Below are 24171 nucleotides of genomic sequence, written 5' to 3'. Positions count from 1 at the left end.
CACGCTCCCGCAATTGATGACGGATCCACGGTAGCTGACGGGAGCCATGCTGCTTGGGCGAGGCCGCCAATGTTTGGTCTGTGCTTGCCAATTCTGTTCGCCGCGGCACACAATTCCGTTTGGCGCGGCAATGGGTGCGGTCCGATGACGACGGAAACGGGCATAGTCGCGATCAGGCCCGGCGACACTTTCGAGCATTGGCATCAGGTGACATGCCGCGATTTCTCGCGGACCGGATGCTCGCGCGCGCCCAAAGGACGGTTTTCCGCCCATATTGCGATCCGCGATTTCGGGCCTCTCGCAATCAACAGTATTGCGTCGGACACCTCCGACGAGGATGACATCCACGTCGTGCGCGAGGAATCCGACATCGGCCGCGATCCGCGCGACTATTTCATGCTGTGGCTATCGCTGGGCGGGAATACCGCCTTCTCCCAGAATGGACGCGAGGTTCTCCTCGAACCCGGCGATCTGGTGCTTCACGATCAGGCCCAAACCTTTGCCATCAGATTCCGCGGCCGATCCCAATCCCTGATGGTCTCCATTCCCAGGAGCCTCTTGTCGGATCGGCTTCCAGACGCTGCCGCGCGGACAGCCGTTCGCCTGCCGCAGTCGACGCGGCTCGGTTCGCTGGCCGGGTCGATCATGCGTCAGATTGCCGAGCCAGGCGATCCGATCGACAGCGAGGTGAGCTCCCGGATCTCCGCGTCCATCCTTGATGTCTTCGGCACGGCGATCCAGTCGGTTACCTCCAGCGGCGTGTCGGCCCGGCGCGACGAGCAGCGGCTAGAGGCCGTAAAACGCTACATGGCGGCGCGCGCAGACGACCCCGGTCTGTCGCTGGCCTCCATTTCGGCTGCCAACAACATGAGTGAGCGCACGCTTTGCCGACTGTTCGCGGAGGACGGAACGACGGTGATGCGATGGCTTTGGGACCAGCGACTGCAACACGCTCACCGGATGCTTGCGGCTGGACGATGCCGAAGCGTGACGGAAGCCGCGTTTGCGGCGGGCTTCAGCGATCTCTCGCACTTCAGCAAGGCGTTTCGGGCGAAATACGGATGCACCCCCAAAAGCCATAGGGACCGGTGCTCCTGACACGCGTCCGACCGGGAAACCGGTTTCCACTTGGCCTGGAAATGCTTCAGCGCCCCGAATAGCCGAGCCGTTCGGAAATCTCTTGGGCGGTGGATTTCAGCGCCGCACCGATGGCCTCGATCTCCGGGCCTTCGCCGCGAAACGCCCGGTCCGGTCCGGAGACGTTGATGGCTGCGATCGCCTCGCCGCGATGATCGAACACGGCGCATGCGCACGAGCCGATACCCTGCTCGAAATTCTCCGAGCTCCAGGCGATGCCGGTGGCGCGATCCGTGGCGATTTGCGCCTTGAGCTCGTCGTAGTTGGTCGCCGTCTTTTCCGAAAAGCCCTTTAGCGGTTCGCCTTGATAGAGCGCCTTGAGCTCGTCTTCGCTCATGTGGGCCAGCAGAATACGTCCCATGGTGGTGGCGTGGGCCGGCAGCCGGGTGCCCTCGCGCACGTTGGAGACGAGCTGAGCGTTCGGGGATTCCCGTACCAGATAGATCACGTCGTGGCCGTCGAGCACGCCGAGGTGCGCCGACAGGCCGGTGCGTTCGGCAAGCGCGGCGAGCTGCGGCCGGCCGACGCGGATCACGTCGCGGCCGTTGAGAGAATCCGTCGCCAGGCCGATCAGGCCGAGGCCGAGCCGATAGCCGGCGCCGGGCTCGCGCTCCTCGATCATACGTTCGTCGTTCAAGGTGTGCAGAAGGCGGATCAACGTGGTCCGGTTGATCCCGAGATCCTTCGCCGCCTTGGAGATGTTCGCGCAGGTGTTGCCGGCGCCGATATATTTCAGGACCGAAATGGCGCGGCGGACCGGTGGCACTTCATAGGCCGGCTTTTTCTGGACAGTCATCTCAAGCATCGGTGTCTTCAACCAGCCGTGTTTCCGCCTCGGCGATGCACGCATCGGCCCAATCGATCGCGAGATCCTCGGGGAGGTCGGAGCCGGAGGCATCGTGGGTGATCCGCTCGCCGATCTTGCGCGCGCCATGCGCTATCAAAAGCTCTTCCATCCGCTTGGAGCCGTGGTTGAACGTCTCGTCATATTCGGAATCGCCCATGCCGAAGATCGCGAAATGGATGTCGGAGAGATCCGGTTTCGCTTTAGCCACGGCCTTTGCGAAAGGCTGGGCGGACGCCGGCAGGTTGCCGTCGTCATAGGTGGAGCAGACTACGATGTAGAACCGTCCGGGGTCGAATGTGGTCGGGTCGAAATCGCAGAGGTTGGAGAGTTCCACCTCGTGATCGCCTTCGAGATGGGACTGCAGGTCCTCCGCCAGCATTTCGGCGTTTCCCGTCTCGGTGCCGTAGAGAAGAGTGATGTTCATCAGCGTGTCTCCGGTCTCTCGCGGGCGACGGCGAGCATGTCTTCTACCGAGGTGAATTTGCGCCGACAGCGGTCCGCGGGCAGATCGCGCGTTTCAGCGGCGTCGATGCGCAGCCAACCCGCGTAGTCGGTGATGTGTGCAAAGCGCGTGCGCAAAGCGTCCGCTCCGGGTTTGTCGCCGGCTGTGGGGGCGGCGGCGAGATCGGCGGCAATGCGCTTGGCGAGCGCCTGAGCGTCGGCCCGGTTGTCCGGGATTGTGCCGCGCGGGCCGCGCTTGAACCAGCCGGCGAGATAGAGCCCAGGCGCGGCCACGCCGGCTTCGGCGTCCAGGGCGTCGATGAGCAGCCTCTCCCTGTCCATGCTCGCGTCGTCGGCAAAGCCGATGGCGGTGACCACGCTGTCGCAGGCAAGCTCCAAGGTATCCGCTCCGTCGGGACGCTGAAGCCGGATCGCCCGGGCCGCTTGCTCGCCCTCGATCCGTGTCGGCACCCAGCCGAACCGGAACGTAATCGTCCGGGACGCGTCGGCGTTTCCGACCCCCTGCAGCCCGCGCAGGACGGCAAGGCGCTTGTCTTCGTCTTCGGTCTCCGGCGGCAGATCTTCGATCCGAAACCGCACACTGGCTAGCTTGCCGAGCTCACGAACCATGACGGGATCGAATTTCGCCTCGGCCGGGGCTGAGCGTCCGATGATGTCGATCGAGGTGATCGGTCGGTCCGACAGCCGCGCGACATGGGTCTCCGCCAGATCGGAGCCTGCGAATTCCGGCGCCTCCTTGGCCAGAAGGCGCAAAATGTCGATCGCCACATTGCCGTTGCCGACAATGACCACTTTCGGGCCGAGAGCGGGCACGAGCCCGGCTTCGTCTGGATGGTCGTTCCAATGGCGGGTGAGGGGGCCGGAGCGGTAGACCCCGGAGAGATCTTCGCCGGGAATGCCGAGCCGCCGGTCGGCGGAAAGGCCGGTCGCAAGCACGACCACGTCGTAGAGGCTCCGCAACTCCTCCAAGGAGAGGTCGGCGCCGGTGGATGGGTCGCCAATCCTGAGATTTCCGATGAAACCGACGCCTTCGCGCTCGAACAGCCGGGCGAACTGGCGGATCACGGCCTTGGTGCCCTGATGATCGGGGGCGACCCCGTAGCGGACGAGGCCGTAGGGCACCGGCAGCCGGTCGATCAGATCGATCGTGGCATCGTCGCACGCCTTGCCCAGCGCCTGGGCGAGATAGCAGCCCGACGGGCCGGATCCGACGATGGCGATCTTATGCGGCACGACCGTCTCCTCAGTTGAACCAGAAGCCGTTGTTCACCGGCAGCGTCTGGCCGGTGAGCGTGAGCGCGTCGACACTCAGGAGGAAGGAGATCGTGCCGACGACCTCCTCCGGCGCCTGGGCGCCGGGCACCGCGCGGCCACTCTCATAGAGCTTGTGGCGCGCTTGCGGAACATAGTCGGTGGACGCCGTCGTCAGAATGCCGGGCGCCACCGCCGTGACGCCGACCCTGTCGGGGCCGAGTTCTCGCGCGAGCGAGCGCGTCATGGCCATCACGGCGCCTTTGCTGGCGGTGTAGGCGATCAGATTCGGCGCTCCCCAAAGGGCGGTATCGGAAGCCAGGTTGACCACCCGTCCGGTGCCGGAGGCGATCAGCAAGGGAGCGAGCGCGCGGGTGATCAACCAGGTGCCTCGGACGTTCACCCTCATCACCGCGTCGAACGTGTCGATCTCCACATCGCGAAAGCCGATTCCGCCGATACCGGTCGCGATGGCGCCGTTGTTGACGAGCCCGTGCAACTCGTCGCGGGCGCCGGCCAGCGTATCTGCGAAGCGCTCGATGGAGGCCGGATCGCCCAGGTCGATCTTGTGCATCTCGCACGAATAGCCGGCCGCGGCGACGACGTCCGCGGTTTCCGCACAGCGCAGCTCGTCCAGATCGGCCAGGATCAGCGTCGCGCCCTTGCGCGCGCAATCGAGCGCGATTTCCTGGCCGAGTCCGCCGCCGGCTCCCGTCACCACCACCGTGCGCCCTTCCAGGATCATGATTGCTGTGCTCCCAATGGCTTATCGTTGATATTCATCGTTCGCGTGGCCCCTGTCACGGCCATCGGGCCCACGGCAATGGGGCTTCGGAGAGGCCGTGATAAACCGATTTCTGGCGCTGGTAGGCACGCAGGCCCTGGCGGCCCTTTTCCCGGCCCATGCCGCTCGCACCATCGCCGCCGAACGGGGTGGAGATGGAGAACTGTTTGTAGGTGTTGATCCAGACCGTACCGGCCTCGATCGCCCGGGCAAGCCGCCAGGCCTTGGCGAAGTCCTTGCTCCAGATCCCGCAGGCAAGCCCATAGTCGTTGTCGTTGGACTGGGCGACCACGTCGGCCTCGTCCTCGAACGGCAGCACCACCAGGACCGGGCCGAAAATCTCTTCCCGGCAGGTTCGGCTCTGGTTGTCGAGACCGGCGATAATCGTGGGCTTCATATAGGCCCCGGCGTCGAAGGCGTGTCCACTCGGCCGCGTGCCACCGGTCAGGATCGTGCCGCCTTCTTCGCGCGCAAGCGCGATGTAGGCCTCCACAGACTCCCGATGCTCGAATCCGATCAGCGGCGCGACCTGGGTCGCGGGATCGAACGGCGAGCCGACCACCAGCTTTTCCGTCGCCTCCACCAGACGGGTGACGAAGTCGTCGTAGATCGCACGTTCCACGAACAGGCGCGAACCGGCGATGCAGGACTGGCCGGAGGAGGAGAAAATGCCGAACAGGATTCCAGCGATCGCCTGGTCCATGTCGCAGTCGGAGAACACGATGGTCGGCGACTTGCCGCCCAGCTCCAGCGACACCGGCATCAGCTTCTGGCCGGCCTGGGCGCCGATGCGCCGGCCGGTGGCAGTGCCACCGGTGAACGAAACGCGGCCGATCGCGGGATGCTCGACCAGGAGATTGCCGATTTCGCGCCCCGCGCCGGGCAGGACCGAGAACAGGCCCTTCGGCAGGCCGGCCTCTTCCACGATCCGGGCCAGCTCCAGCGAGACCAGCGGCGACCAGCTCGACGGCTTCAGGAGCACGGCGTTGCCGGCGGCAAGTGCTGGCGCGACTTTCTGGGCATCGGACGCGATCGGCGAATTCCACGGCGTGATCGCCGCCACCAGGCCGATCGGCTCGTGGACCGAAAGCGTCAGACAATCGCCACGCTGGGTCGTCAGCTCCTCGTCGGCGGTCTCCAGAACGGCGGCGAAATAGCGAAAGGTGCCGGCGGCGGAGGCGGCAAGGGCCGTCGTCTCACCGCGGGTTTTGCCGGTGTCGCGGGTCTGGATGAAGGAGATGCGGTCGATGTTCGCCTCGATGCCGTCGGCAATTTGGGCGAGATGACGGGCGCGCTGATGGGGCAGGAGGGCGCGCCACGCGGGATCGGCCTGCGCAGCCTTTGCGCGCGCAATTGCGCGCAAACCATCGGCCTCGGACGCACCGGCGAGCCGACGGTTCTCCGAGCCGTCGTGGGAGAAGGTCGAAACGATCTCCGCGCCGGATCCCGTCTCCCATTCGCCGCCGACGAACAGGCGGCCGTCGGGAAGCTCGTAGCTGGTCTCCGTCATCTTCCCCCTCAAATCGCGATCGGCACGATGCGGTTCAGGACCTCGCGCGCGACGGAGTAGACCGTCGACACGGAGGTCTTCGGATTGTCCGGGGAAGCCTTGCCTTCCAGCCGGATGCTGAAATTCACGGACGCGGAGCGGACCTCGTATTCGTGGACATTGGCCCCGATGGTGGGATCCGCCACCAGTCGGACCCGGGTGGCGTCGAAACCCGGACCGGCGAGCGCCAGCGTGGCGGCGACGTTGGCGTTTTTGGGAAAGTCGGAGGCGGCGCGCCTTGCCGTGCCCTCGAAGAAGACGATCGGTTCGGCGACCTGATCGAGATCCAGAGCGTTTTCGGCCGGGGTGCCGCGCCAGGCGGCGGGCGGCTTGCGGCCGGTGTAGACGACCGTCTCGATGCCGGCAAGCTTGGCCGCCGCCAGGGCGTCAACGCCGCCGATCGCGCCGGGCACAAGCACCGCGCGGGTCTGGCCGCTGGCCGCGGCATCCTCGACCGCGTCGGCCACCTCAGGGTCGGCGAACGCGCCGATCGACACGATCACCGTCTCGCATCCGGCCCTCAGCACCGCAGGCACCGTGTCGCGCACGACCGAATGGGTCGCGCACTCCACCGCAAGGCAGGGCCGCTCGGTCAGAAGGCCTTCCAAGGTGTCGTAAAAGGTCACCTCGTCGGCCAGCACCGACGCCTTTCCGGCCAGGCTCTCCCGTGCCCGATCGATGGCCCCGGGACGGGCGAGCACCGAGACCGCCTCGAACCGGGCGCGACCGTCGCGGCCGAGCACGTCGACGAGTGTCGCCGCGATGTTGCCGTGACCGAGGATGGCGAGACGTCGCATGCCGTCAGCTCGCCTTTCCGGCCGCACCCGCCGGCGGGCCGGCGAAGGCATCCGCGAACGGTCCGATTGCGACCATGTCGACTTCCAGCACGATCGGTCCCTCCACCTTGAGGGCGGCATCGAAGGCGTCGGCGAAGGCGTCGATCCGGTCGATTTTCATGTGCGGCATGTCGACGGCTTCGCACAGTTTGGCGAAGTTCGGCGTCTTCAGAGCCGAATAGTGGCGCCGGCCTTCATATTGGGCGTCCTGGATGTTCTGGATCACGCCGTAGGCGGCATCGTTCATCAGGACGTAGACCAGGTTGGCATTCTCTTCGACCGCAGTAATCAGCTCGGCGATCCCGAGCATCGCGCCGCCGTCACCGACCAGCGTCACTGCCTTGGCGCGCGGCGAGGCAAGGGCCGCGCCGATGCCCATGGCAACACCCTGGCCGATGCCGCCGCCGGCCGCATGCACCCCAAGATTGGGGGCGGCGACGGTGACGTAACGGTTGCCGAAGGTGGAGTTGGAGATGGTGATGTCCCGGACCCAGGGATGACGGCCGGCCCGCACACGGGCAAGCAGATGGTCGGCGACCACCTGATAAGGCCCGAGCCGGGCGCGAAGGCCACCTTCCGACCGCGCCCGCGCCGCCGCGATGTCGTGAGGGAAGGAGGGATCGGTGTCGAGTTTCTTCGGCAGCCGCATCAGGAGCCGGCGAAGCGTGTCGGCGGCATCGCCGTGCAGGAACTGCTCGACCGGATAGTTGCGACCGCAGCGCGACGCATCGGCATCGATCTGCACCAGCGGATGGGGCAGGGGCAGCTTGTTGTCCCGGGTCTCGTTGCCGCGCAGCCGCGAGCCGACCACGATCATAAGATCCGCGCTTGCGTAGATCTCTTCGGCTTCCTTCGTCATGTTGAAGGCGCCGAGATTGGCGGCGTTGTCTTCCGCGACCACGCCCCGGCCCATGGTGCTGGTCACCGCACCGAAGCCGCGTGCGACGAGCTCGCTAGCCTCTGCGGAAGCACCGCGCGCGCCGCCACCGAGCCAGAGCATTGGTCGGCGCGCCGCCTTGACCCGTTCGGCAAGCTCCTCCAGCGCCGCGTCGTCGGCAGCGGGGCGCACGATTGCCGGCGGATGCAGGCGGACGTTGGCCAAGGGCCGCATGCGTTGGACGTCGACCGGCACTTCGAGGCTCACCGGGCCGGTGGGGGCGCTCAATGCTGCGGAGGCCGCCGCGCTCAACGTTCCGGCGACAGAGTTGGCGTCCCAGATCCGGAAATAGGCCTTGGACATGCCCTTCAGCATTTCCGGCTGCTTCGGCACGTCGTGGATCGCGGCGCGATCGCGGTCGGCGAAGCCGAGGTCGACCTGAGAGGTGATGTGCAGGATCGGTGTTCCCGCCGTCAGCGCTTCCACCTGGCCGCCGGCGGCGTTGCCGGCCGCGGTTCCGGTCGAGCTCAGCACTACGCCGATCTCGCCGGAGACTCGGGCATAGGCGTCGGCCATATTCATGGCGCCGGCCTCGCCACGGGCGGGTACGAAGCGGATCAGTCCCTGGGCGGCGATGCCATCCAGGATCGGCATGTTGTGGATCGAAATCACGCCGAAAACGGTGGTGATTCCAAGTTCGGCGAGATGACGCGCGATCTGTTCGCCGACGGTATCAAGGGTCGGCACGGGATCGGGCGCGTCAAACGAAACGTGAGAGGCCGCCAGAGATCTCAAGATGGGCTCCTGTGATGTAGGAGGCTGCCGGTGAGGCGAGGAAGACCAGCGCGCGCGCGGCCTCCTCGGGCTCGCCGAGGCGGCCGAGAGGGATGTTCTTCTTTGATGCGAGGTCGGCATACCAAGCCTCGCGGCTTTGGTTTTGATCGGCGCGGGCGGCGAACCGGCGCTGCCATTGGCCGGAATCCACCAGCCCGACCAGGATCGAGTTGACCCGAACCTCGGGCGCGAACTCGACCGAAAGCGACTTCAACAGGTTCTGTACGCCGGCGCGGGCCGACGACGTGCAGACCATGTGCGGCTCCGGCTGGTAGGCGAGCAGCGAGTTGACCGCCATGATCGCGCCCTGGCCGCTGTCCTTCAGAGCTTCGCTGAAGGCGCGGATCGGCACGATCTGACTGAAATATTTCAGCTCGAGCTCTTCCCGCCAGGCATCGTCCGTGGTTTCGGCGAAGGTCGAAACCCGGCCTTGGCCGGCATTGTTGACGAGGGCGTCGACGCCGCCGAAGCGATCGAGAACATGGCCGGCGAAGCCGTCGAAAGCGGTTGCGTCGAGGACCGACACCGCTTCCGCTATTACATGCTCGGCGCCGAACTCGGCCGCGAGCGCATCGCGGGCCGCCGTCAGCCGCTCCGCGCCCCGGGCGCAGATGGCCACATTCGCCCCCTCCGCCAGGAACTTGCGTGCGGCCGCAAGCCCGATACCGGAGCTGCCGCCGGTGATGACGGCGGTCTTGCCGTGAAGTCCGAGATCCATGGCGTCAGGCCTGCTTCAGGCCGGGGAAGCCCGGATCGGGGCGCCCCATCATCACGGCGCGCTGGGCCGGGGTTGGCGGGCCGGCCGTCATCCAGCGGTCCATCGAGTCGGGATCGGTACGCGACCAGACTTTCGCCTCATGGGTCGTCTCGTCGATCTGCTGCAACTCGGATGTGAACTCGATCACGAAGCCGGAGGGCGAAACGAAGTAGGCGAACGGGTTGTTGCCGGGTCCGTGCCGGCCGGGGCCCCAGCTCGGCACCTGACCCTTTTGCTTCATGCGGCCGATGCCGCGCATGAAGGAATCGAGATCCGGCATTTCGAATGCCACGTGATTGACGCTGGCGTAAGGCGCGCGCACCAGGGCGATCGAATGGTGGTCGGAGCTGCAGCGCAGGAACACCATCTGGTCGGCGGAATAGTCCGAGACCCGAAAGCCGAGGACTTTGCAGTACCAGTCCTGGGTCGCTTCCATGTCCGGCGTGTTGAGCACCACATGAGAGATCTTGCGCGGCAGCGCGAAGGTATCCTCGGAGGGCTTCATCCGAAGCTCGGTGGTAAAGCGCAGCCGGCGGAAATCCGGATCCAGGATCTCGAAGCCGTAGCCGCCGATCGGATCGTCGAACAGGGAAGGGGCACCCAGCACAGTCGCCCCGCGCTCGACCGACTGATGGTAGAAGGCATCCATCGCCGCCCGGTCGGGCATGCCGAAATGCACGTATTCGATGCCGAAGCTGTCGCTGTCCTTCAGGCCGTAGAGGAACGGCTCCGGGCCGGTACCGGCCATGTAGGCGACGCCGTCGCCTCGGGTGGCGAGCGACAGCCCCCAGGAGTCGACATAGAAGTCGACCGTGGCGGTCATCATGGGTGCGTGCATCATGATGCCGCGTAAGTGTCCGGCGCGCAAAGCTTCCGTCATTGCGTCCTCCTCTTCGTCATCCGCGCATTCCCGGCGTCGGTCGGGTGTCTCCTGCCGTCCGGTTCTCAGCGACGATGTGCTCGGCGAGAACGGTTGCGACGGCGGCCGGCTGCTCCAGGTAGAGGGCGTGGCCGGCGTTGGGAATTTGGTGGTAGCTGGGCTCGGGTCCGCCGGCGCTACGGCGCGCGGCGATCGCTTCCAGGGTCTGGGCTTGCGGGGTCACCACGTCGCCTTCGCCCCAAAGGAAGGTGGTGGGCGCGGTGACCTGGGCGAGGCTTGCCGTTAGCCGACCGGCGGCGAGCATATGCACCGCCTGACCGTAGCCGGGCATGGTCACGGCGGCCATCGCGCGCTCGACAGCGGCGACGGCGTCGGGATGCGCCTCCGGCTGAAACACCAGGCGCGGTGCGCGGGTGCGAGCGAACTCGGGGGCGCCAAGCGCCACCAGCGCATCGATGCGGCCCTGCACCTTTTCCGGAAGAGGGCTGCCCACGGGCACTGCGTAGCCGGCCGCGCAGGCCGCAAGCGCCAGGGTCGCGACCCGATCCGCGCGCTTGGCCGCGAAGCGGGCCGCCATCAGCGTCCCCAGCGAATGGCCGACGAGATGCACGCGGTCGAAGCCGAGGGCGTCGAGGAGCGCGGCCAGCGCGTCGGCATAGGCCTCTTCCGTCGGCCAGTCCACCTCAAGCGGTGCGGAGGCGCCATAGCCGGGGGCGTTCCAGAACACGAGATCGAGCGCGGCGGGAAGATGCGGCACCAGCGGCGCGAATGAGGCCGCCTGCGAGCCGATGCCATGCAGGAAAACCACCGGCGTGCCGGCCCCGGAGCGGCGCAGGTACGCCACGCCGGCCGCACTCGCTTCGACAAGCGCGCTCTCGGTCTCGCTATGCGGGGCGTCGACTGCGGTCACGGTTCGGAGCTCCTGATTAGTGAATTGTTCGTTTTTGAACATTATGTTCAAAATTATTTTTAGGCTTGCCATCCGGCCCTGTCAACGGGATCGACGGGGTCGGAAGGCGAGGGTTGGTGCAAAGCCGGCCCGGTCGTGCGGGCTCGCGATGCCCGCGCAGCCGCGAGCATCGCGAGCCGGCGTGAGCGCTTAAATTTCTAAATCGCAAATCCGGACGGAGAACCGGTTCCCACTTTTCCTGGATTTGCTGAGCCAGCGCGCGACGGCGCGCCGGCCCTTTTTGGGCCGCGCCCGCGCAGCCGCGAGCATCGCGAGCTGGCGTGAGCGCTTAAATTTCTAAATCGCAAATCCGGACGGAAAACCGGTTCCCACTTTTCCTGGATTTGCTGAGCCAGCGCGCGACGGCGCGCCGGCCCTTTTTGGGCCGCGCCCGCGCAGCCGCGAGCATCGCGAGCTGGCGTGAGCGCTTAAATTTCTAAATCGCAAATCCGGACGGAAAACCGGTTCCCACTTTTCCTGGATTTGCTGAGCCAGCGCGCGACGGCGCGCCGGCCCTTTTTGGGCCGCGCCCGCGCAGCCGCGAGCATCGCGAGCTGGCGTGAGCGCTTAAATTTCTAAATCGCAAATCCGGACGGAAAACCGGTTCCCACTTTTCCTGGATTTGCTTTAGTGCTCCCGCTCCAGATAGTGCAGGACGCGCTTCTCGATCGCCGCCACGGCGAAATAGAGCACGATGCCGATCACGGTCAGGAGGCCGATGGCATTGAACACCATCGCCGTGTTGGCCTGGCCCTCACCATAGGTGATCAGGAAGCCGAGGCCGGTGTTGCCGCCGACGAGTTCGCCCACCGTCACACCGATCACCGCCAGCGTCGCGCCGATCCGAAGGCCGGCGAACAGAGACGGCATGGAGGAGGGGAACTCGATCTTCCAGAAGATCTTGATCCGCGACATGTTGTAGACGCGGGCCAGGTTGATCAGGTCGCGGTCGACCGTCTTCATCGACTGCAGCACGTTGACCAGGATCGGGAAGAACACGATCAGCACGGTCACCAACAGCTTCGGCAGCAGGTTGTAGCCGAACCACATGATGAACAGCGGGGCAAACGCCACCTTGGGCGCGATCTGCAGCGCCAGGATGTAGGGCGACAGAACCCGCTCCCAGAGCTTGGACAGGCCGAGCAGGTAGCCGAATGCCGCGCCCAGCGCACTGCCGAGCAGGAAGCCGATGATCGACGTCGTCAGCGTCGACATGAAGTGCTTCCCAAGCTCCTCGTAGCGCGCCATGCGGAAGAATTCCGCAACGCACTCGGAAAAGGTCGGGATGATATATTTCGGCACGTCCAGCAGCGGCGGCAGGAACTCCCAGGCCGCGATGACCACGATGCCGACCGCGATCATGATCCCGAGTTCTGGCCCGGCAGACGTCCAGCGGGGAATGGCGAGCCGCATCAGCCGCAGCATCTCGGACCTTCCGTTTCCTGAAGCGCCCCCGAATCCGGGGGCGCCATCGCTGTCGAGGGTGGCGCGGTCGCTCACTTGACGAACTCATTGGTGAAGAGGTCGTCGAGAGGCGGCGCGTTGGAGATGATTCCGGCCTCGAGGTAGAAGTCCTCGACCGCCTTTACCCGCTCCGGATCGAATTTGCCGAGATCGGCCATGTCGGTGCCGGAGTAGACCAGGTCGGTGTAGCGTTTCATGACTTCCGTCAGGAACGCTTCCTTGCCGTGGAACTGGGGCACATTTTCCGCCAGAAGCTTGGCGGAGCCCTCCGGATCTTCCATCACGTCGCGCAGGCCGTGCAGCGTGGCCTGGACGAAGCCGCCGACGATCTCCGGCTTGTTCTCGATCGTGTCGTCGGAGGACAGGATCGCCTGGGCCATCGCCGGGAACATGTCGTTAATCGGCAGGACGGTGAGGTCGACGCCGGCTCCCTCGATGGAGGCGGCCCAATCCGGCGTGCCGGAGATGGCGTCCAGGTCGCCGGAGATCATGAGCTGGACCATGCCGGCGGGGCCGACGGCCTGGATGTCGACGTCGTTCTTGGAGAGGCCGGCGGCCTCCAGCGCGGCGAGCAGGTTGTAGTAGGTGGTGTCCTGGAACGCCATGACGCCGACCTTCTTGCCCTTCAGGCTGGCGACGTCGGAGGCGCCCGTGTCGTCGCGAATGATGATCTGGGTCAGCGCCTTGCCGCCGAGCAGGGCGACGCCCTTCACCGGCAGACCGTTGGCGCGCACGATGATCGGCGTGTCGCCGATGCCGCCGCCGAGATCGGCATTGCCGACGGCAACCTGCTTGGCGACGTCCGCGCCGCCTTTGCCGATGCGGAAATCGATGTCGAGGCCGGCATCCTCATAGTAGCCTTTCGCCTTCGCCACCTGGAACGGCGTGAACGCCGGCAGGAAGTCCGGGGCCGGGAACAGGTAGGTCACCTTTTCCGCGGCAACCGCGCCGGTGGCCATCATCGCCGAGACGGCGGCGACGGCCGCAACCCTGCGGGCGAACCCGCCGAAGCACTGAAACGTCATCCTCGTTCTCCTTCCTCTGGGCCGCTTTGGGTTATGCGGCTTGGTCTTCCAGGTGCAGCGCGTCGAACAGGCGCTTCACGTAAGTCTGCGCGCCAGGCTCCATGGAGCGGGCGACGGGATCGTTGCGATGGGGCAGGTCGATCGCGAATTCGTCGATCACGGTACCGGGTCGGCCCGACAGCACCACCACGCGGTCGGACATGATCACCGCCTCCTGTAAATCGTGGGTGATCAGCAAGCAGGTGACGCCGGTTTCCGCGATGGTCTGCGAGAAGCTCTTCTGCAGAATGACCTTGGTCTGGGCATCGAGCGCGGAGAACGGTTCGTCCAGAAGGACGATCTCCGGATCGATCGCGAGCGTGCGGGCCAGCGCCGCACGCTGGCGCATGCCGCCGGAAAGCTGGTGGGGATAGTGGAAGGCGAACTCCGACAGCCGCACCCGGGCGAGTTCGGCCAGCGCACGTTCCCGGCGCTGCTTACGCGTCATTCGCTTTTCTTCCAGACCGAACTCGACGTTGCCGACGATGTTGCGCCAGGGCAGCAGCAGATCCTTCTGCAGCATGAAGCCCACGTCGGAGCGGGTCGAGCGCACCGGTTCGCCGCTGATCAGCACTTCGCCCTGGCTCGGCCCGTAAAGGCCGGAGACCATGTTGAGGATCGTGCTCTTGCCGCAGCCCGACGGTCCGACGACGGCGACGAGCTCGCCAGGGGCCACGTTGAACGACATGCCGGTCACCGCGGTCACTTCGCGACCGGTCTTCCGGTCCGGGAAGACTTTGGTGATGTCTCTAAGCTCGAGGCTGGAGGTCATGGCGGTCCGTCGGGTTAAGGGGTGAACGGGGGCGTTGCCTGTGCGGTCAGCTCCAGACGTAGCCGTAGGAATGGATCTGGGTCAGGAGGCCGGCGGGGCCCGATGGACGGGTCTGACCGTCGGCCACCGAGGTGCCGCGCACCCAAGTGCGTCCATGCACCTCCATGCCGGCCGCGTTGCAGCGACTTAGGAAACGGGCGCCGTTGCACCAGAAGCCGCCCATGACCTCCGAGCCTTCCAGCGAGGCCGGCCCGGCCACGCTGGTGGCATCCATGGAGAGGTTCGAAAGAACCTGCAGACGATCCAGGAACAGTGCTTTTTCGCAGGTCGCGCGGTCGAGCACGAAAGTGCCCCGCATTTCCGCGCGCGAAAAACTCACGTCCCGCCCAAATTGCGCGTCGTCGAAGCGCGCATCGGACAAGAAGGTTGCGCCCGAGAAGTCGGCTCCGGCGAGAAATCGGCAGCCGCGGAACCAGGCGAGCCCGAGAAAGCGCGTGCCGACCGCCGTGACCGGAGCGTGAAAGACGGTTCCGGAGAAGTCGACGCTGGTGATGTCGAGGCCGGACAGGTCGAGCGCCTCCTCGACGCTTTGGCCTGTCATGTCCTCCGCGCGTCCGGGAACGAACGGTCCGGTCAGGACGTCGCGGAGGCGATCGTCTTCGGCGAGCGGCATGGTGATCGTCACCGGCACGCCGTCAGGCGGACTGCTGTTCGAGCTGCGCGGCTTCGGCCTTCAGATGCTCCTTCGCCTTGCGGACCATCATCTGGCGCAGGCGGGAGACGCCGATGTCGTGCTGATAGAGCATCTCGCGCTTGCGGGCGTCGGCCGGGATGGATTCCAGCATCACGCGGTCCTGCTCCAGGACGTGCCAGTGCCGATCTTCCAGGAAGGCGCGATAGAGAAACCGCCAGGATTCCGCGGCCAGGCCCTGCACCTTCCGGCAGCGCCAGAAGAAGGAGTAGTGGGTGTTTTCGTCGATGGCGACGGCGAAGCCGATGATGCGGAAGGGGCCGCCGGGGCCGGCGCCGTCCGGGTAGGGGATATCCAGGCGGAAGTAGACCATGCCGGGATCGACGACCACATCCGTCCAGTCGAAGTTCACGCCGCGCTGATTAACCCGCTCGATCGTGAAGCCGGTGTCGGTGCGTTCCAGCCGCATCGTGTCCTGCTTCGAGCCGTAGGCGAGGGTGAAGGAATCGGCGTGCAGATAGGAGGCGTGCATCGGGTCGGCGGCATTATCGAGGCTCACCCGGTAGCTGCAGTCCCAGTGCGTCATGCACGCGAACGCCTGCCATTCGTCGCTGACGAACTCCTCAGGCGGCCGGAACTCCGGCGCCTCCGGCTGGTCGGCGCTCGGCAGATAGACGAACACCGCACCGGCGCACTCGGTGGCCTCGAAGCTCTTCAAGGGACGCCGTCCCTCCAAAGCGCACTCCGGCATCGCCGGCACCCGAACGATGGTGCCTTCCCCGTTCACCGTCACGCCATGATAGCGGCAGGCGACGTTGCCGTTCTGAACCTCGCCGAGCGAGAGCTTGGCGCCGCGATGGGGGCAGAAATCCTCCACACAGCGCACTTTTCCGTCCGCATCTCGCCACAGGACGAGGTTCTCTCCGGCAATCTTGGTGCCGAACGGCGCACCCGCCTTCACTTGGACGGACTTGCAGATCGGCGCCCAGACACCGCGCAGACCCTGGTTCAGATAGCTTTCGACGGCATCGCGCCCGGTTTGATTGGCAGTCATGGCAGATGGTCCCCGAATCGTCAGCGCTTAGATTAGGCGCCGATCCCGTTTTCCTCGTAGGCGGCGTCGTGGGAGGCGTTGATCGCCTTCAGCTCGGCCTCGAACACATCCAGCGTCCAAGCGCCGGTGTCACCGGACGGCCGACGCGTGCCTTTCTTGTTCAGCTCGTCCACGACCACGGCGAAGTCGTGAATGCCGCGCTCGTAGATGCTCTCCAAATCCGCGGCGAGCGTGGCCTCAGCTTCGGTCAGCGGGCGGCCGCGCGACTGGTTCTTAAGGGCGGGATCCTGCATCGGAAGTCTCCGGAAAATGTTCATTATTGAACGATACGTTCGTTATTTGCTATAGTGGCTCAAGATTGGTATCCAAGCAACATCTTTTCTAAGGACGCCGGATCGGCGAATGCGGGTGCCCATGACAGATCACATCATGCTCACGGTCTTTCTGAGACACGATCAGTCCCAAAACCTTGAGGAGATTCAGGAACATCTCTCCGATCAAGAGTGGTGGACGGGCTTCCCGCCCGAGGGTGCGGAAATATTGTCGTGGAATGTGGTGATGGGCATCGGGCAGGTGGTTACCCTCAAGATGCCGCCGGAAATCCTGCCGAAGGTGAACGTCGAGCTGGAGCGCCGGGCCTGGGGCGTGTTCTCCACCGAGTTCTTCCCGACCTACGATTTTCTTCCCGTGCGCGAGCGGCTGACGCGGGAATGGAAAGAAAAGACGGGGCGGGACTGATTCATGGCGTCCGAGATCAGAGCCGTCTCCGCACCGGATGTGCCGTCACCGCCGCCGGGCGTGTTTTCCAATGCCGTGGTGGTCGACAACATCGTCTACGTTTCGGGCATGCATGCCGGCGGGCCGGACGGCATCGTGGGCGGGAACTCGATGCTGGAGCAGACCCGCGAGGCGCTTCGTCGCACTGTCGCACTGATCGAAGCCGCCGGAGGTGCCCGGGAGCGGATCGTCAAGCTGACGATCTATGTCACCGACATGACCCAGCGCGCGGAGGTCAGCGCCGCCCGCAAAGAGGTCTTCATCGCGGAGCCGCTGCCGGCATCGACCTTTCTGGAGGTCTCGGGCTTTATCCAGGAAGGGTTGCTGGTCGAGGTTGACGCGATCGCGCACCTCTAAAGATTCGCGCAGCCGGTCCTCAAAGGGCGTGGGTCGGCTGTGCGAGTGTCTCAGCGGCATCTGTCGTCTGGAGCTCACGGCGAGCATGCCGGATGATGTGCCAGCCGCCCGTCACGCCCAGCGTCGCCATGATTGCGGCGACGATCAAGTCGGGCCAGGCGGTTCCGGTGCCGAACACCCCGGCAGCGGCGGCCAGGACGGCCAGGTTTCCGATTACGTCATTGCGCGAGCAGATCCAGACCGACCGCATGTTTGCGTCGCCGGTGCGAAAGCGGAACAGGAGCAGGGCGACGCCTGCGTTGGCCAGAAGCGCCAGGACACCGACGATCCCCATTGTCTCTGCTTGCGGCAGAGTGCCCGCCACGGCGTGCCAGGCTGTAGTTGCTAAAACGAGTAGGCCGAGTCCTGCGAGTGAGCCGCCCTTTACGAGCGCCGCGCGGGCCCGCCATTGCAGCGCGAGCCCGGCTACGCCGAGGCTGATCGCGTAGTTGGCGGTGTCCCCGAGGAAATCGATTGCGTCCGCTTGAAGCGAGGCCGATCCGGCCGCGACGCCGGCGATGATCTCCGCCAGGAACATCGCGCCGTTGATCGCAAGGGCGATCCAGAGAACCCGGCGCCAGCCGGCGGCTGGCCGCTCGCCGTTTTCTGATCCGCAATCTGTATCGTGGCAACAACCGGCCATTGCCTCACCTGTTCGAACGTAAGCCGGTCACCCATATGGACCCTGTAGTCACTACAGGGTCAAGCCATGGCACATATCTCTATCGGCGACCTCGCCCAGCGGACCGGTACCAAGGTCGAGACGATCCGCTACTATGAGCGGATCGGCCTGCTTCAGGCGCCGGCACGGACGGCGGGCAATTACCGCAGCTATGACGAAGCCCATCTCGGGCGCTTGAGCTTTGTCCGCCGGGCACGGGATCTCGGCTTTTCGCTCGATCAGATCCGCGAACTGTTGAGCTTGTCCGATGAGCGCGACCGCTCCTGCGAGGCCGTCGACGTGATTGCGCGTCAGAACCTAGCGGCGATCGAGCGCAAGATCAGAAATCTCACCGCGCTTCGCGACGAGTTGACGGATCTGCTCGATCAGTGCCGCCGGGGAACCGTTGCCGACTGCCGTATTCTCGATGCGCTGGCGCCTTGATCGTCAGGCCGGCTGGCCGTTGGAGGCGGTGAGTCCCCCGTCGACGGGGATGTTGGCGCCGGTTACGAAGCTCGCATCGTCGCTGGCGAGGAAGGCGATCACGGTGGCCACTTCTTCCGGTTCGCAGGGACGGCGGAGCGCGATCCGCTCGCGAAACTTCGCCATTTCTTCCTCGTCCTGCATCATGTCTTCCGTCAGGCGCGTACGCGTCGCGGTCGGACAGACCGCGTTGACGCGAATGCCGCGCTCGCCCAGGTCGAGAGCGAGCGCGCGGGTCAGGTTGACCACGCCACCCTTGGCGGCATTGTAGGGCAGCATGCCCCAGTCGCCGCCGACGCCTGAGACCGATGCCGTGTTGACGATCGAGCCCTTGGTCTTTTCCAACTCGGGGATCGCGGCGCGGCAGCCATAGAAGACACCGTCGAGATCCGTCGCCACGACAGACGTCCACTGCTGATCGCTGAACGCCTCTGGCGGGCCTGTTTCCACCACGCCGGCATTGTTCACGATCACGTCGAGCTGTCCGAACCGGTCGCGCGTCTCCGATATCATCGCGTCGCCGGACCCGGGCTTGGAGACGTCCACTTCCATCGCCAATGTCCGTTCCTTCGGCAGTTCGGAGGCGACCTCGGCGGCCGTCTGGGACCGGCTGACGAGAACCACGTTCGCGCCTTCGCTGGAAAATCGGCGGGCGGTGGCCGCACCGATTCCCGATCCGGCTCCGGTGACGATCACGACCTTGTCCTTGAAGCGTTGCATCGGTGGCTCCTGTTTGCTCCGAACGAGCCCCCCGCGCGGACAGAACGCACCGCCCGCACAATCGATCCAAGCCTGCGTCGTCGGATCGCGGTTGCGGTGGGTCAGCTCTTGCGGAACACCACCGTTAGATTGTTCGCGGGCATCTCTTCCACGCGCTCCAGCTCGAAGCCCGCCTTGTTCGCTTCTGCCTCCACGTCTTCCAGACGCCGCAGGCCCCAGGACGGATTGCGCGCCTTCAGATCGGCATCGAAGGCGAGATTGGAGGGCGCTGTCTCGTGGCCATCGCGCAGATAGGGTCCGTAGAGAACCAACACCCCGCCTGGGCGCAGGATCCGGGCGGCCCCTTGCATCAAGGCCGGGGTCGCCGCCCAGGGCGCGATGTGGATCATGTTGGCGGACAGGACGGCGTCTACGCGGATCTCCGGCCAGGGTCCTGCGATGACGTCGAGGGCGATTGGCGCGCGGACATTGGTCGCGCTGACCTGGGTTGCCCAGGCATGGATCGAGGTGTGTTGGCCGACGTCCGGTTCACTTGGCTGGAACGAGAGCGCTGGCAGGTTCTCGGCGAAATGCGCAATGTGCTGGCCGGTGCCGCTGGCAATCTCCAGCACTTCGCCAGAGGGCGGCAGCACCTTGCGCAGGACGGCAAGGATCGCCTCCTTGTTGCGGTCGGCAGCGGGTGCGTGGTTACGCAGATCGTCGGACATTCGGCCTCCGCTCGATGGGTCGGTCAGGACGAGGCTGATCGATTGATGGTCTCTTGCGTGGCTTTCTTCGGAAACCGCGTCGCGGTCAAGGCGTAGCCTAGGAGGGCGATGGTGGAGCCGTTGTGAAGGGCCGCGGCCGCGACCGGCGACAGCCGCCCAAGCGAGGCGAGCGCGAACAGGGCGGTGTTGATCCCGATCGCGAGATTGAAATTTACTCGGATCACCCGCATCGCCTGGGCTGCCGCTTCGCGCACATCGGCGACGGCGGCCAGCCGATCCTCCATCAGCAGCACGTCGGCGGTCGCGCGGGCGATGTCGGCGCCCTGGGGCATGGAGATGCCCACGTTCGCGGTCACCAGCGCCGGAGCATCGTTGACGCCGTCGCCCACGAAGACGACGCCGCGGCCACGGGCCTTGAGATCCGCCACGATTTCCGCCTTCTGCTTCGGCTCCAGCTCCGCGATCACGCGGTCCATGCCGAGCGCGTGGCCGAGCGCATCCGCACGCGCTTCGCGGTCGCCGGACAACAAGACCAGGTCACCCGCGCCGGCCGTCCTCAGCCGCTGCATCGTCTCGATCGCGTCGGGCCGGAGTTCGTCGCGAAGCCCGATGATGCCGATCGGCCGGTGGTCGGCGGCCGCGAACAACAACAGCTTCCCCTCTGCGGAGAGCCGGTCCACGACGGCATCGAAGGTGGAAAAGCCGATGCCGTGATGGTCCTCCAGAAAGTGCCGGCTGCCGATCAAAACCTCTTTCGTGTCCACCGTCGTCTTCAGGCCGTGGGCGAGCTCCACGTCGATGTCGCCATGGCTGATGTGGCCCACGTGGCGGCGATGGGCTTCCTCCACGATCGCCCTGGCGATCGGATGGCGGGTGTGCTCCTCGACCGAGGCGGCGAGCGTGAACAGCCGCTCTTCCGGCCAGTCGTCGGGGCTCAGCGGCACCATGTCGGTAACGGTGAGGGTGCCGCGCGTGAGCGTGCCGGTCTTGTCGAACACGAAGGTGTCGGCCTTCGAAAGCTGTTCGATGCTGGGACCGCCCTTGATCAGGACGCCGCGCTTGGCGCCCTGGGCCATCGTGGAGCGGATCGCCACCGGTGCGCTCAGCTTGATGGCGCAGGCGTAATCGATCAGGAACACCGACACGAGACGGTTGATATCGCGGGTCAGGAGAAAGGTGATCACACCGAGCCCGACGGTGAAGGCGACGCGCTTGTCGGCATATTTCTCCGCGACGCGCTCCGTTTCCGTCGAGGCGGTGAGGGAGTCGCGGATGAAGGAGGCGATGCGAGCCGTGGTCGTCGCATCGCCGACCTGCTCGGCTTTGAGCCGTAGCCGTCCGCTCTCCAGCACGCTGCCGGCAATCACCTGTGCGCCGGCTTCCTTGCGGACGGGGACGCTTTCGCCGGTGACGGAAGCCTGATTGACCAGCGCGGTGCCGTCGAGGACCGTTCCGTCGACCGCGACCAGTTCACCCGCTGTGACCAGCACGACGTCGCCCTCCGCCACCGTTTCGAACGGCACCTCGCAGGCGCTTCCGTCCCGTTCGACCCAGACGGCATGTGGATGCGGGGTAAGCAGATCCTCCAGGATCTCTTCGGAGTGGCGCTCCGTGGTCGCCTCGAGATATTCGCCGCCGCCCATCAAAGTGTCGGTCATCACCGCCGTGACGGCCTGTCCGCGGGCGGCGCCGAGGCCGACGGCAAGCGCGTCCAGAACCTCCACGGTCAGGCCCCTGGTCACCAACGCGTGCGCGCCGCGCAGGACCCGTGGGCCGACCGTCACCCAGGTGAGTGCGAGGCGCAGCGGTGGCGGCAGTACCACCAGCGCTGCCAGGATCGCTGGTCGCATTGCCAGGGCGACCAGGCCTTTCGGCCCGGCGCGGGTGGATTGGCGCGCGGGCAGCGTGGCGTCGTCGAACCGGCTAAGGCGATCCAGGATTGTCTGCCGTGTTGCCGCCCGGCCGTCGTGCTCGATCGCAACGCTGGCCGCCTTTGCGTTGATACGAACGGAGCGCACGCCGTCGATCGCCGACAGGGCGCGCTCGAGCGGTGTTGTGTCCACGGCGTGCCGACGGAGAGCTGGAAGCTTGACGCGGAGGCGGCGCGGCAACTCGTGCGCGACAGTGACGGGAGACGGGGCAGGATCAGGACTCATCAGCGTCTATTGTCGCGGTCTTTAGCGGACTTGGCTACTCCGATATCGGCGGGGCGCGATGGCGATTAAGCTTTTGAATCGCTACAGTCGCGCGCCCGGTGACCCGAAGCTCCAACCTCGGTCGCCGGCCAATCAGAACGCACCAATGATAAAGGCAGAGGCTTATGAAGCTCGTTTCGTACAGCTGGAAGGGAAGATCCGGCTACGGCATCGTGAAGGAGGATGCGATCATTGACCTTGCCAGTCGCGTCGACGATGCGCCGACCCTGAAGGCGCTGCTGGCGACCGACGGCCTGGATCCGATCACCACGGTTGCCGAATACGCCTCGCCCGACGTGCGGCTCTCCGACGTCAGCTTCGAGCCGGTGATCACCGATCCGGGCAAGATCATCTGCGTCGGTCTTAACTATCACGACCACGTGGCGGAGACCGGCCGTAGCGTGACCGCCCATCCCACGCTGTTCACGCGCTATCCGGAAAGCCAGATCGGCCACGGCGAGCCGTTGGTGAAGCCACGGGAATCCGACAAGTTCGACTATGAGGGCGAACTCGCCGTTATCATCGGCAAGGCCGGCCGCCGGATCGCGGAGGCCGATGCGCTAAGCCATGTCGCCGGCTATTCCTGCTACAATGACGGCAGCATCCGCGATTGGCAGGGCCACACCAGCCAGTTCTTCCCGGGCAAGAATTTCGTCGCGACCGGCGGCTTCGGGCCGTGGATGGTGACGGCCGACGAGATCCCCGATCCCGCCGCGCTCACGCTCACGACCCGGCTCAACGGGACCGTCATGCAGCAGGCGACGACGGACCTTCTGATCACTCCGATTCCGGCGCTGATCTCCTATATCTCCACCGTGCTGCCGCTGGAGCCCGGCGACGTCATCGTGACCGGTACGCCGGGCGGCGTCGGCTTCAAGCGCCAACCGCCGGTCTATATGAAGGACGGCGACGTCGTGGAGGTCGAGATCTCCGGCGTCGGAACGCTGCGCAATCCGGTGGTTGCCGAAGCGTAGAGGCATCTTGGAGAGGACTGGGACAAAAAGCCGATTCCCATTCGTCTGGCGGAGCTGCACGGGGTGCGAGCGGGCGTGAGCGCGAAATCCTTCCCGTGAACCCGCTCACAGCGCCCGGTAGCCACGGTCCAGATAGAGCAGGGCAGGAGTCTCGCCGCCGAAATGCAGCGCGATGACCTGCCCGAAGAACACGCGGTGGGTGCCGGAATCGATCCGGTCGACGACTTTGCAATCGAGGGTCACGCGGGAACCGTGCAAGACCGGCGCGCCGGTTCCCTCGATGTGATCGCACCACTCGCCCTGGGCGAAGCGCTCCTCGATGGCGTAGCCATGCCGCCCCGCAAAGGCGTTCGACAGCGTTTCGCTGCCGGCGCCCAGCACGTTGACGGCGAACACGCTATTCCGGGTCAGGATCTCGCAGGTCCGGGCGTTTTGGTTGATGCAGGTCAGCACGATCGGCGGATGGTCGGAGACCGATGTCACCGACGAGACCGTGAGGCCGCAGCGCCCCGCCGGCCCGTCGGTCGTCACGATCGAGACAGCCGCGCCGAGCCGGCTCATCGCCTCGTGATAAGTCTCGGTCGTCACCGTCTCGTGGTAAGGCTGCCGCAGGATCGGCTCGCGTTCAGTGCCCATCGATACCCCCTTGCCCCGGCCGCCGTGTGATGCCGCGCGCTTTAGGCCGCTCATCTTGCCTTCACATTCCGCCCCGCGTTCCGTCACGACAGCCATTTTTCAGTGTTGGTGCGTCCGCATGCGGCCGAACCCTCGCGATGTTTTATAGATTCTAATTTAGAATAAGTATAAAATAAGATCACGAATTTCTAATAAACGCGCATCTCTAAGCGACGTCGCTAGAGATTCTCTCTTTCATCGGCAACCCGAGAAATTTTGGGATTGTTTTACTGGAATGTGCGGGTCTATCAACCTTGGCAGGGGTGACGGTGCCGAATTGGCGCCGACAGATGTCAGGCAAGTGACGAGGCGTGGGCGGCAGCATCCTTGAGGGATGCCCGCCGCACGTGTGTTTGCGTCTGCTTGTCCCGGCGA

General features: G+C 65.5%; 26 protein-coding genes. 5 read left to right on the top strand and 21 right to left on the bottom strand.

The features are described 5' to 3' along the window. Positions 1-144 precede the first annotated feature (144 nt). Positions 145-1098 (top strand): helix-turn-helix domain-containing protein, encoded by a 954-nt coding sequence (locus tag HNS03_RS12620; RefSeq protein ID WP_367195753.1) that lies wholly within the window; start codon positions 145-147, stop codon positions 1096-1098. A 46-nt stretch (positions 1099-1144) separates the two neighbouring features. Here HNS03_RS12620 and HNS03_RS12615 read toward each other — a convergent pair whose 3' ends face one another. The 16 genes from HNS03_RS12615 to HNS03_RS12540 all read right to left on the bottom strand — a co-directional run bounded on the left by HNS03_RS12615 (position 1145) and on the right by HNS03_RS12540 (position 16501). Beyond that, positions 1145-1933 (bottom strand): IclR family transcriptional regulator, encoded by a 789-nt coding sequence (locus tag HNS03_RS12615; protein WP_367195751.1) that lies wholly within the window; start codon positions 1931-1933, stop codon positions 1145-1147. A gap of 1 nt (position 1934) precedes the next feature. Continuing rightward, positions 1935-2408 carry a flavodoxin domain-containing protein gene (locus HNS03_RS12610; protein ID WP_367195749.1) on the bottom strand — a complete coding sequence of 158 codons (474 nt, stop codon included), beginning with the start codon at positions 2406-2408 and terminating at the stop codon, positions 1935-1937. After that, entirely contained in the window at positions 2408-3679 is a 1272-nt protein-coding gene (locus HNS03_RS12605; RefSeq protein ID WP_367195747.1) for an FAD-dependent oxidoreductase, read from the bottom strand. Before HNS03_RS12605 ends, HNS03_RS12610 begins: the two co-directional genes overlap by 1 nt. 10 nt (positions 3680-3689) lie before the next feature. Next, complete coding sequence (locus tag HNS03_RS12600) at positions 3690-4442, bottom strand: SDR family oxidoreductase (protein WP_367195745.1); 753 nt, start codon at positions 4440-4442, stop codon at positions 3690-3692. A 55-nt stretch (positions 4443-4497) separates the two neighbouring features. After that, a complete protein-coding gene (locus HNS03_RS12595) occupies positions 4498-5991 on the bottom strand; it encodes an aldehyde dehydrogenase (protein WP_367195743.1) in 1494 nt (497 codons plus the stop codon). A gap of 8 nt (positions 5992-5999) precedes the next feature. Then, the gene (locus tag HNS03_RS12590) at positions 6000-6827 is read right to left on the bottom strand and encodes an aspartate dehydrogenase (protein ID WP_367195742.1); all 828 of its coding nucleotides are present in this window, start codon (positions 6825-6827) and stop codon (positions 6000-6002) included. 4 nt (positions 6828-6831) lie between these two features. After that, positions 6832-8538 (bottom strand): thiamine pyrophosphate-binding protein, encoded by a 1707-nt coding sequence (locus HNS03_RS12585; protein WP_367195740.1) that lies wholly within the window; start codon positions 8536-8538, stop codon positions 6832-6834. After that, positions 8504-9295 (bottom strand): SDR family oxidoreductase, encoded by a 792-nt coding sequence (locus HNS03_RS12580; protein WP_367195739.1) that lies wholly within the window; start codon positions 9293-9295, stop codon positions 8504-8506. The genes HNS03_RS12585 and HNS03_RS12580 overlap by 35 nt, the downstream gene beginning before the upstream one ends. A 4-nt stretch (positions 9296-9299) precedes the next feature. Then, entirely contained in the window at positions 9300-10214 is a 915-nt protein-coding gene (locus HNS03_RS12575; RefSeq protein WP_367195737.1) for a VOC family protein, read from the bottom strand. Positions 10215-10230: 16 nt separating this feature from the next. Continuing rightward, on the bottom strand, positions 10231-11124 hold the full coding sequence (locus HNS03_RS12570) for an alpha/beta fold hydrolase (RefSeq protein WP_367195736.1): 894 nt from the start codon (positions 11122-11124) through the stop codon (positions 10231-10233). 666 nt (positions 11125-11790) lie between these two features. Continuing rightward, positions 11791-12588 carry an ABC transporter permease gene (locus HNS03_RS12565; RefSeq protein ID WP_367195734.1) on the bottom strand — a complete coding sequence of 266 codons (798 nt, stop codon included), beginning with the start codon at positions 12586-12588 and terminating at the stop codon, positions 11791-11793. A gap of 71 nt (positions 12589-12659) precedes the next feature. Then, the gene (locus tag HNS03_RS12560) at positions 12660-13652 is read right to left on the bottom strand and encodes an ABC transporter substrate-binding protein (protein ID WP_367195732.1); all 993 of its coding nucleotides are present in this window, start codon (positions 13650-13652) and stop codon (positions 12660-12662) included. A gap of 31 nt (positions 13653-13683) precedes the next feature. After that, entirely contained in the window at positions 13684-14463 is a 780-nt protein-coding gene (locus tag HNS03_RS12555; protein ID WP_367195730.1) for an ABC transporter ATP-binding protein, read from the bottom strand. A gap of 46 nt (positions 14464-14509) precedes the next feature. Then, positions 14510-15148 (bottom strand): pentapeptide repeat-containing protein, encoded by a 639-nt coding sequence (locus HNS03_RS12550; protein WP_367195729.1) that lies wholly within the window; start codon positions 15146-15148, stop codon positions 14510-14512. 10 nt (positions 15149-15158) lie between these two features. Beyond that, complete coding sequence (locus HNS03_RS12545) at positions 15159-16208, bottom strand: Rieske 2Fe-2S domain-containing protein (RefSeq protein WP_367195727.1); 1050 nt, start codon at positions 16206-16208, stop codon at positions 15159-15161. A gap of 32 nt (positions 16209-16240) precedes the next feature. Beyond that, positions 16241-16501, bottom strand: coding sequence for a recombinase-like helix-turn-helix domain-containing protein (locus HNS03_RS12540; protein ID WP_367195726.1), 261 nt, complete (start codon positions 16499-16501; stop codon positions 16241-16243). Positions 16502-16622: 121 nt separating this feature from the next. Between HNS03_RS12540 and HNS03_RS12535 the strand changes: the two genes are divergently transcribed. Next, positions 16623-16946: a hypothetical protein gene (locus HNS03_RS12535; RefSeq protein WP_367195724.1), complete on the top strand. Its 324-nt coding sequence runs from the start codon at positions 16623-16625 to the stop codon at positions 16944-16946. 3 nt (positions 16947-16949) lie between these two features. Beyond that, positions 16950-17342, top strand: a complete 393-nt coding sequence (locus HNS03_RS12530) for a RidA family protein (protein WP_367195722.1) — start codon at positions 16950-16952, stop codon at positions 17340-17342. A gap of 19 nt (positions 17343-17361) precedes the next feature. On the opposite strand, the gene HNS03_RS12525 is transcribed toward HNS03_RS12530, so the two are convergent. Then, positions 17362-18024 (bottom strand): cation transporter, encoded by a 663-nt coding sequence (locus tag HNS03_RS12525; RefSeq protein ID WP_367195721.1) that lies wholly within the window; start codon positions 18022-18024, stop codon positions 17362-17364. Between the two features lie 66 nt (positions 18025-18090). On the opposite strand from HNS03_RS12525, the gene HNS03_RS12520 reads away from it, so the two are divergent. Next, positions 18091-18486, top strand: a complete 396-nt coding sequence (locus HNS03_RS12520) for a helix-turn-helix domain-containing protein (protein ID WP_367195719.1) — start codon at positions 18091-18093, stop codon at positions 18484-18486. A 3-nt stretch (positions 18487-18489) separates the two neighbouring features. Here the strand turns inward: HNS03_RS12520 and HNS03_RS12515 are convergent, their stop codons facing one another. From HNS03_RS12515 to HNS03_RS12505, 3 genes are all read right to left on the bottom strand, one after another. Then, positions 18490-19245 carry an SDR family NAD(P)-dependent oxidoreductase gene (locus HNS03_RS12515; RefSeq protein WP_367195717.1) on the bottom strand — a complete coding sequence of 252 codons (756 nt, stop codon included), beginning with the start codon at positions 19243-19245 and terminating at the stop codon, positions 18490-18492. Positions 19246-19346: 101 nt separating this feature from the next. Further along, positions 19347-19952: a DUF938 domain-containing protein gene (locus HNS03_RS12510; protein WP_367195716.1), complete on the bottom strand. Its 606-nt coding sequence runs from the start codon at positions 19950-19952 to the stop codon at positions 19347-19349. Positions 19953-19975: 23 nt separating this feature from the next. Beyond that, positions 19976-22015, bottom strand: coding sequence for a heavy metal translocating P-type ATPase (locus HNS03_RS12505; protein WP_367195715.1), 2040 nt, complete (start codon positions 22013-22015; stop codon positions 19976-19978). Between the two features lie 257 nt (positions 22016-22272). Here HNS03_RS12505 and HNS03_RS12500 point away from each other — a divergent pair, with 257 nt between their 5' ends. Then, a complete protein-coding gene (locus HNS03_RS12500) occupies positions 22273-23121 on the top strand; it encodes a fumarylacetoacetate hydrolase family protein (RefSeq protein ID WP_367195713.1) in 849 nt (282 codons plus the stop codon). 105 nt (positions 23122-23226) lie between these two features. Here HNS03_RS12500 and HNS03_RS12495 read toward each other — a convergent pair whose 3' ends face one another. After that, complete coding sequence (locus HNS03_RS12495) at positions 23227-23757, bottom strand: flavin reductase family protein (protein WP_367195711.1); 531 nt, start codon at positions 23755-23757, stop codon at positions 23227-23229. Positions 23758-24171: the final 414 nt, after the last annotated feature.

This window comes from Amorphus sp. 3PC139-8 (assembly GCF_040750475.1).
Lineage (GTDB): Bacteria > Pseudomonadota > Alphaproteobacteria > Rhizobiales > Amorphaceae > Amorphus.
The sequence above is the reverse complement of the archived record's forward strand: the minus strand, read 5'-3'. Positions and strand labels throughout refer to the sequence as shown.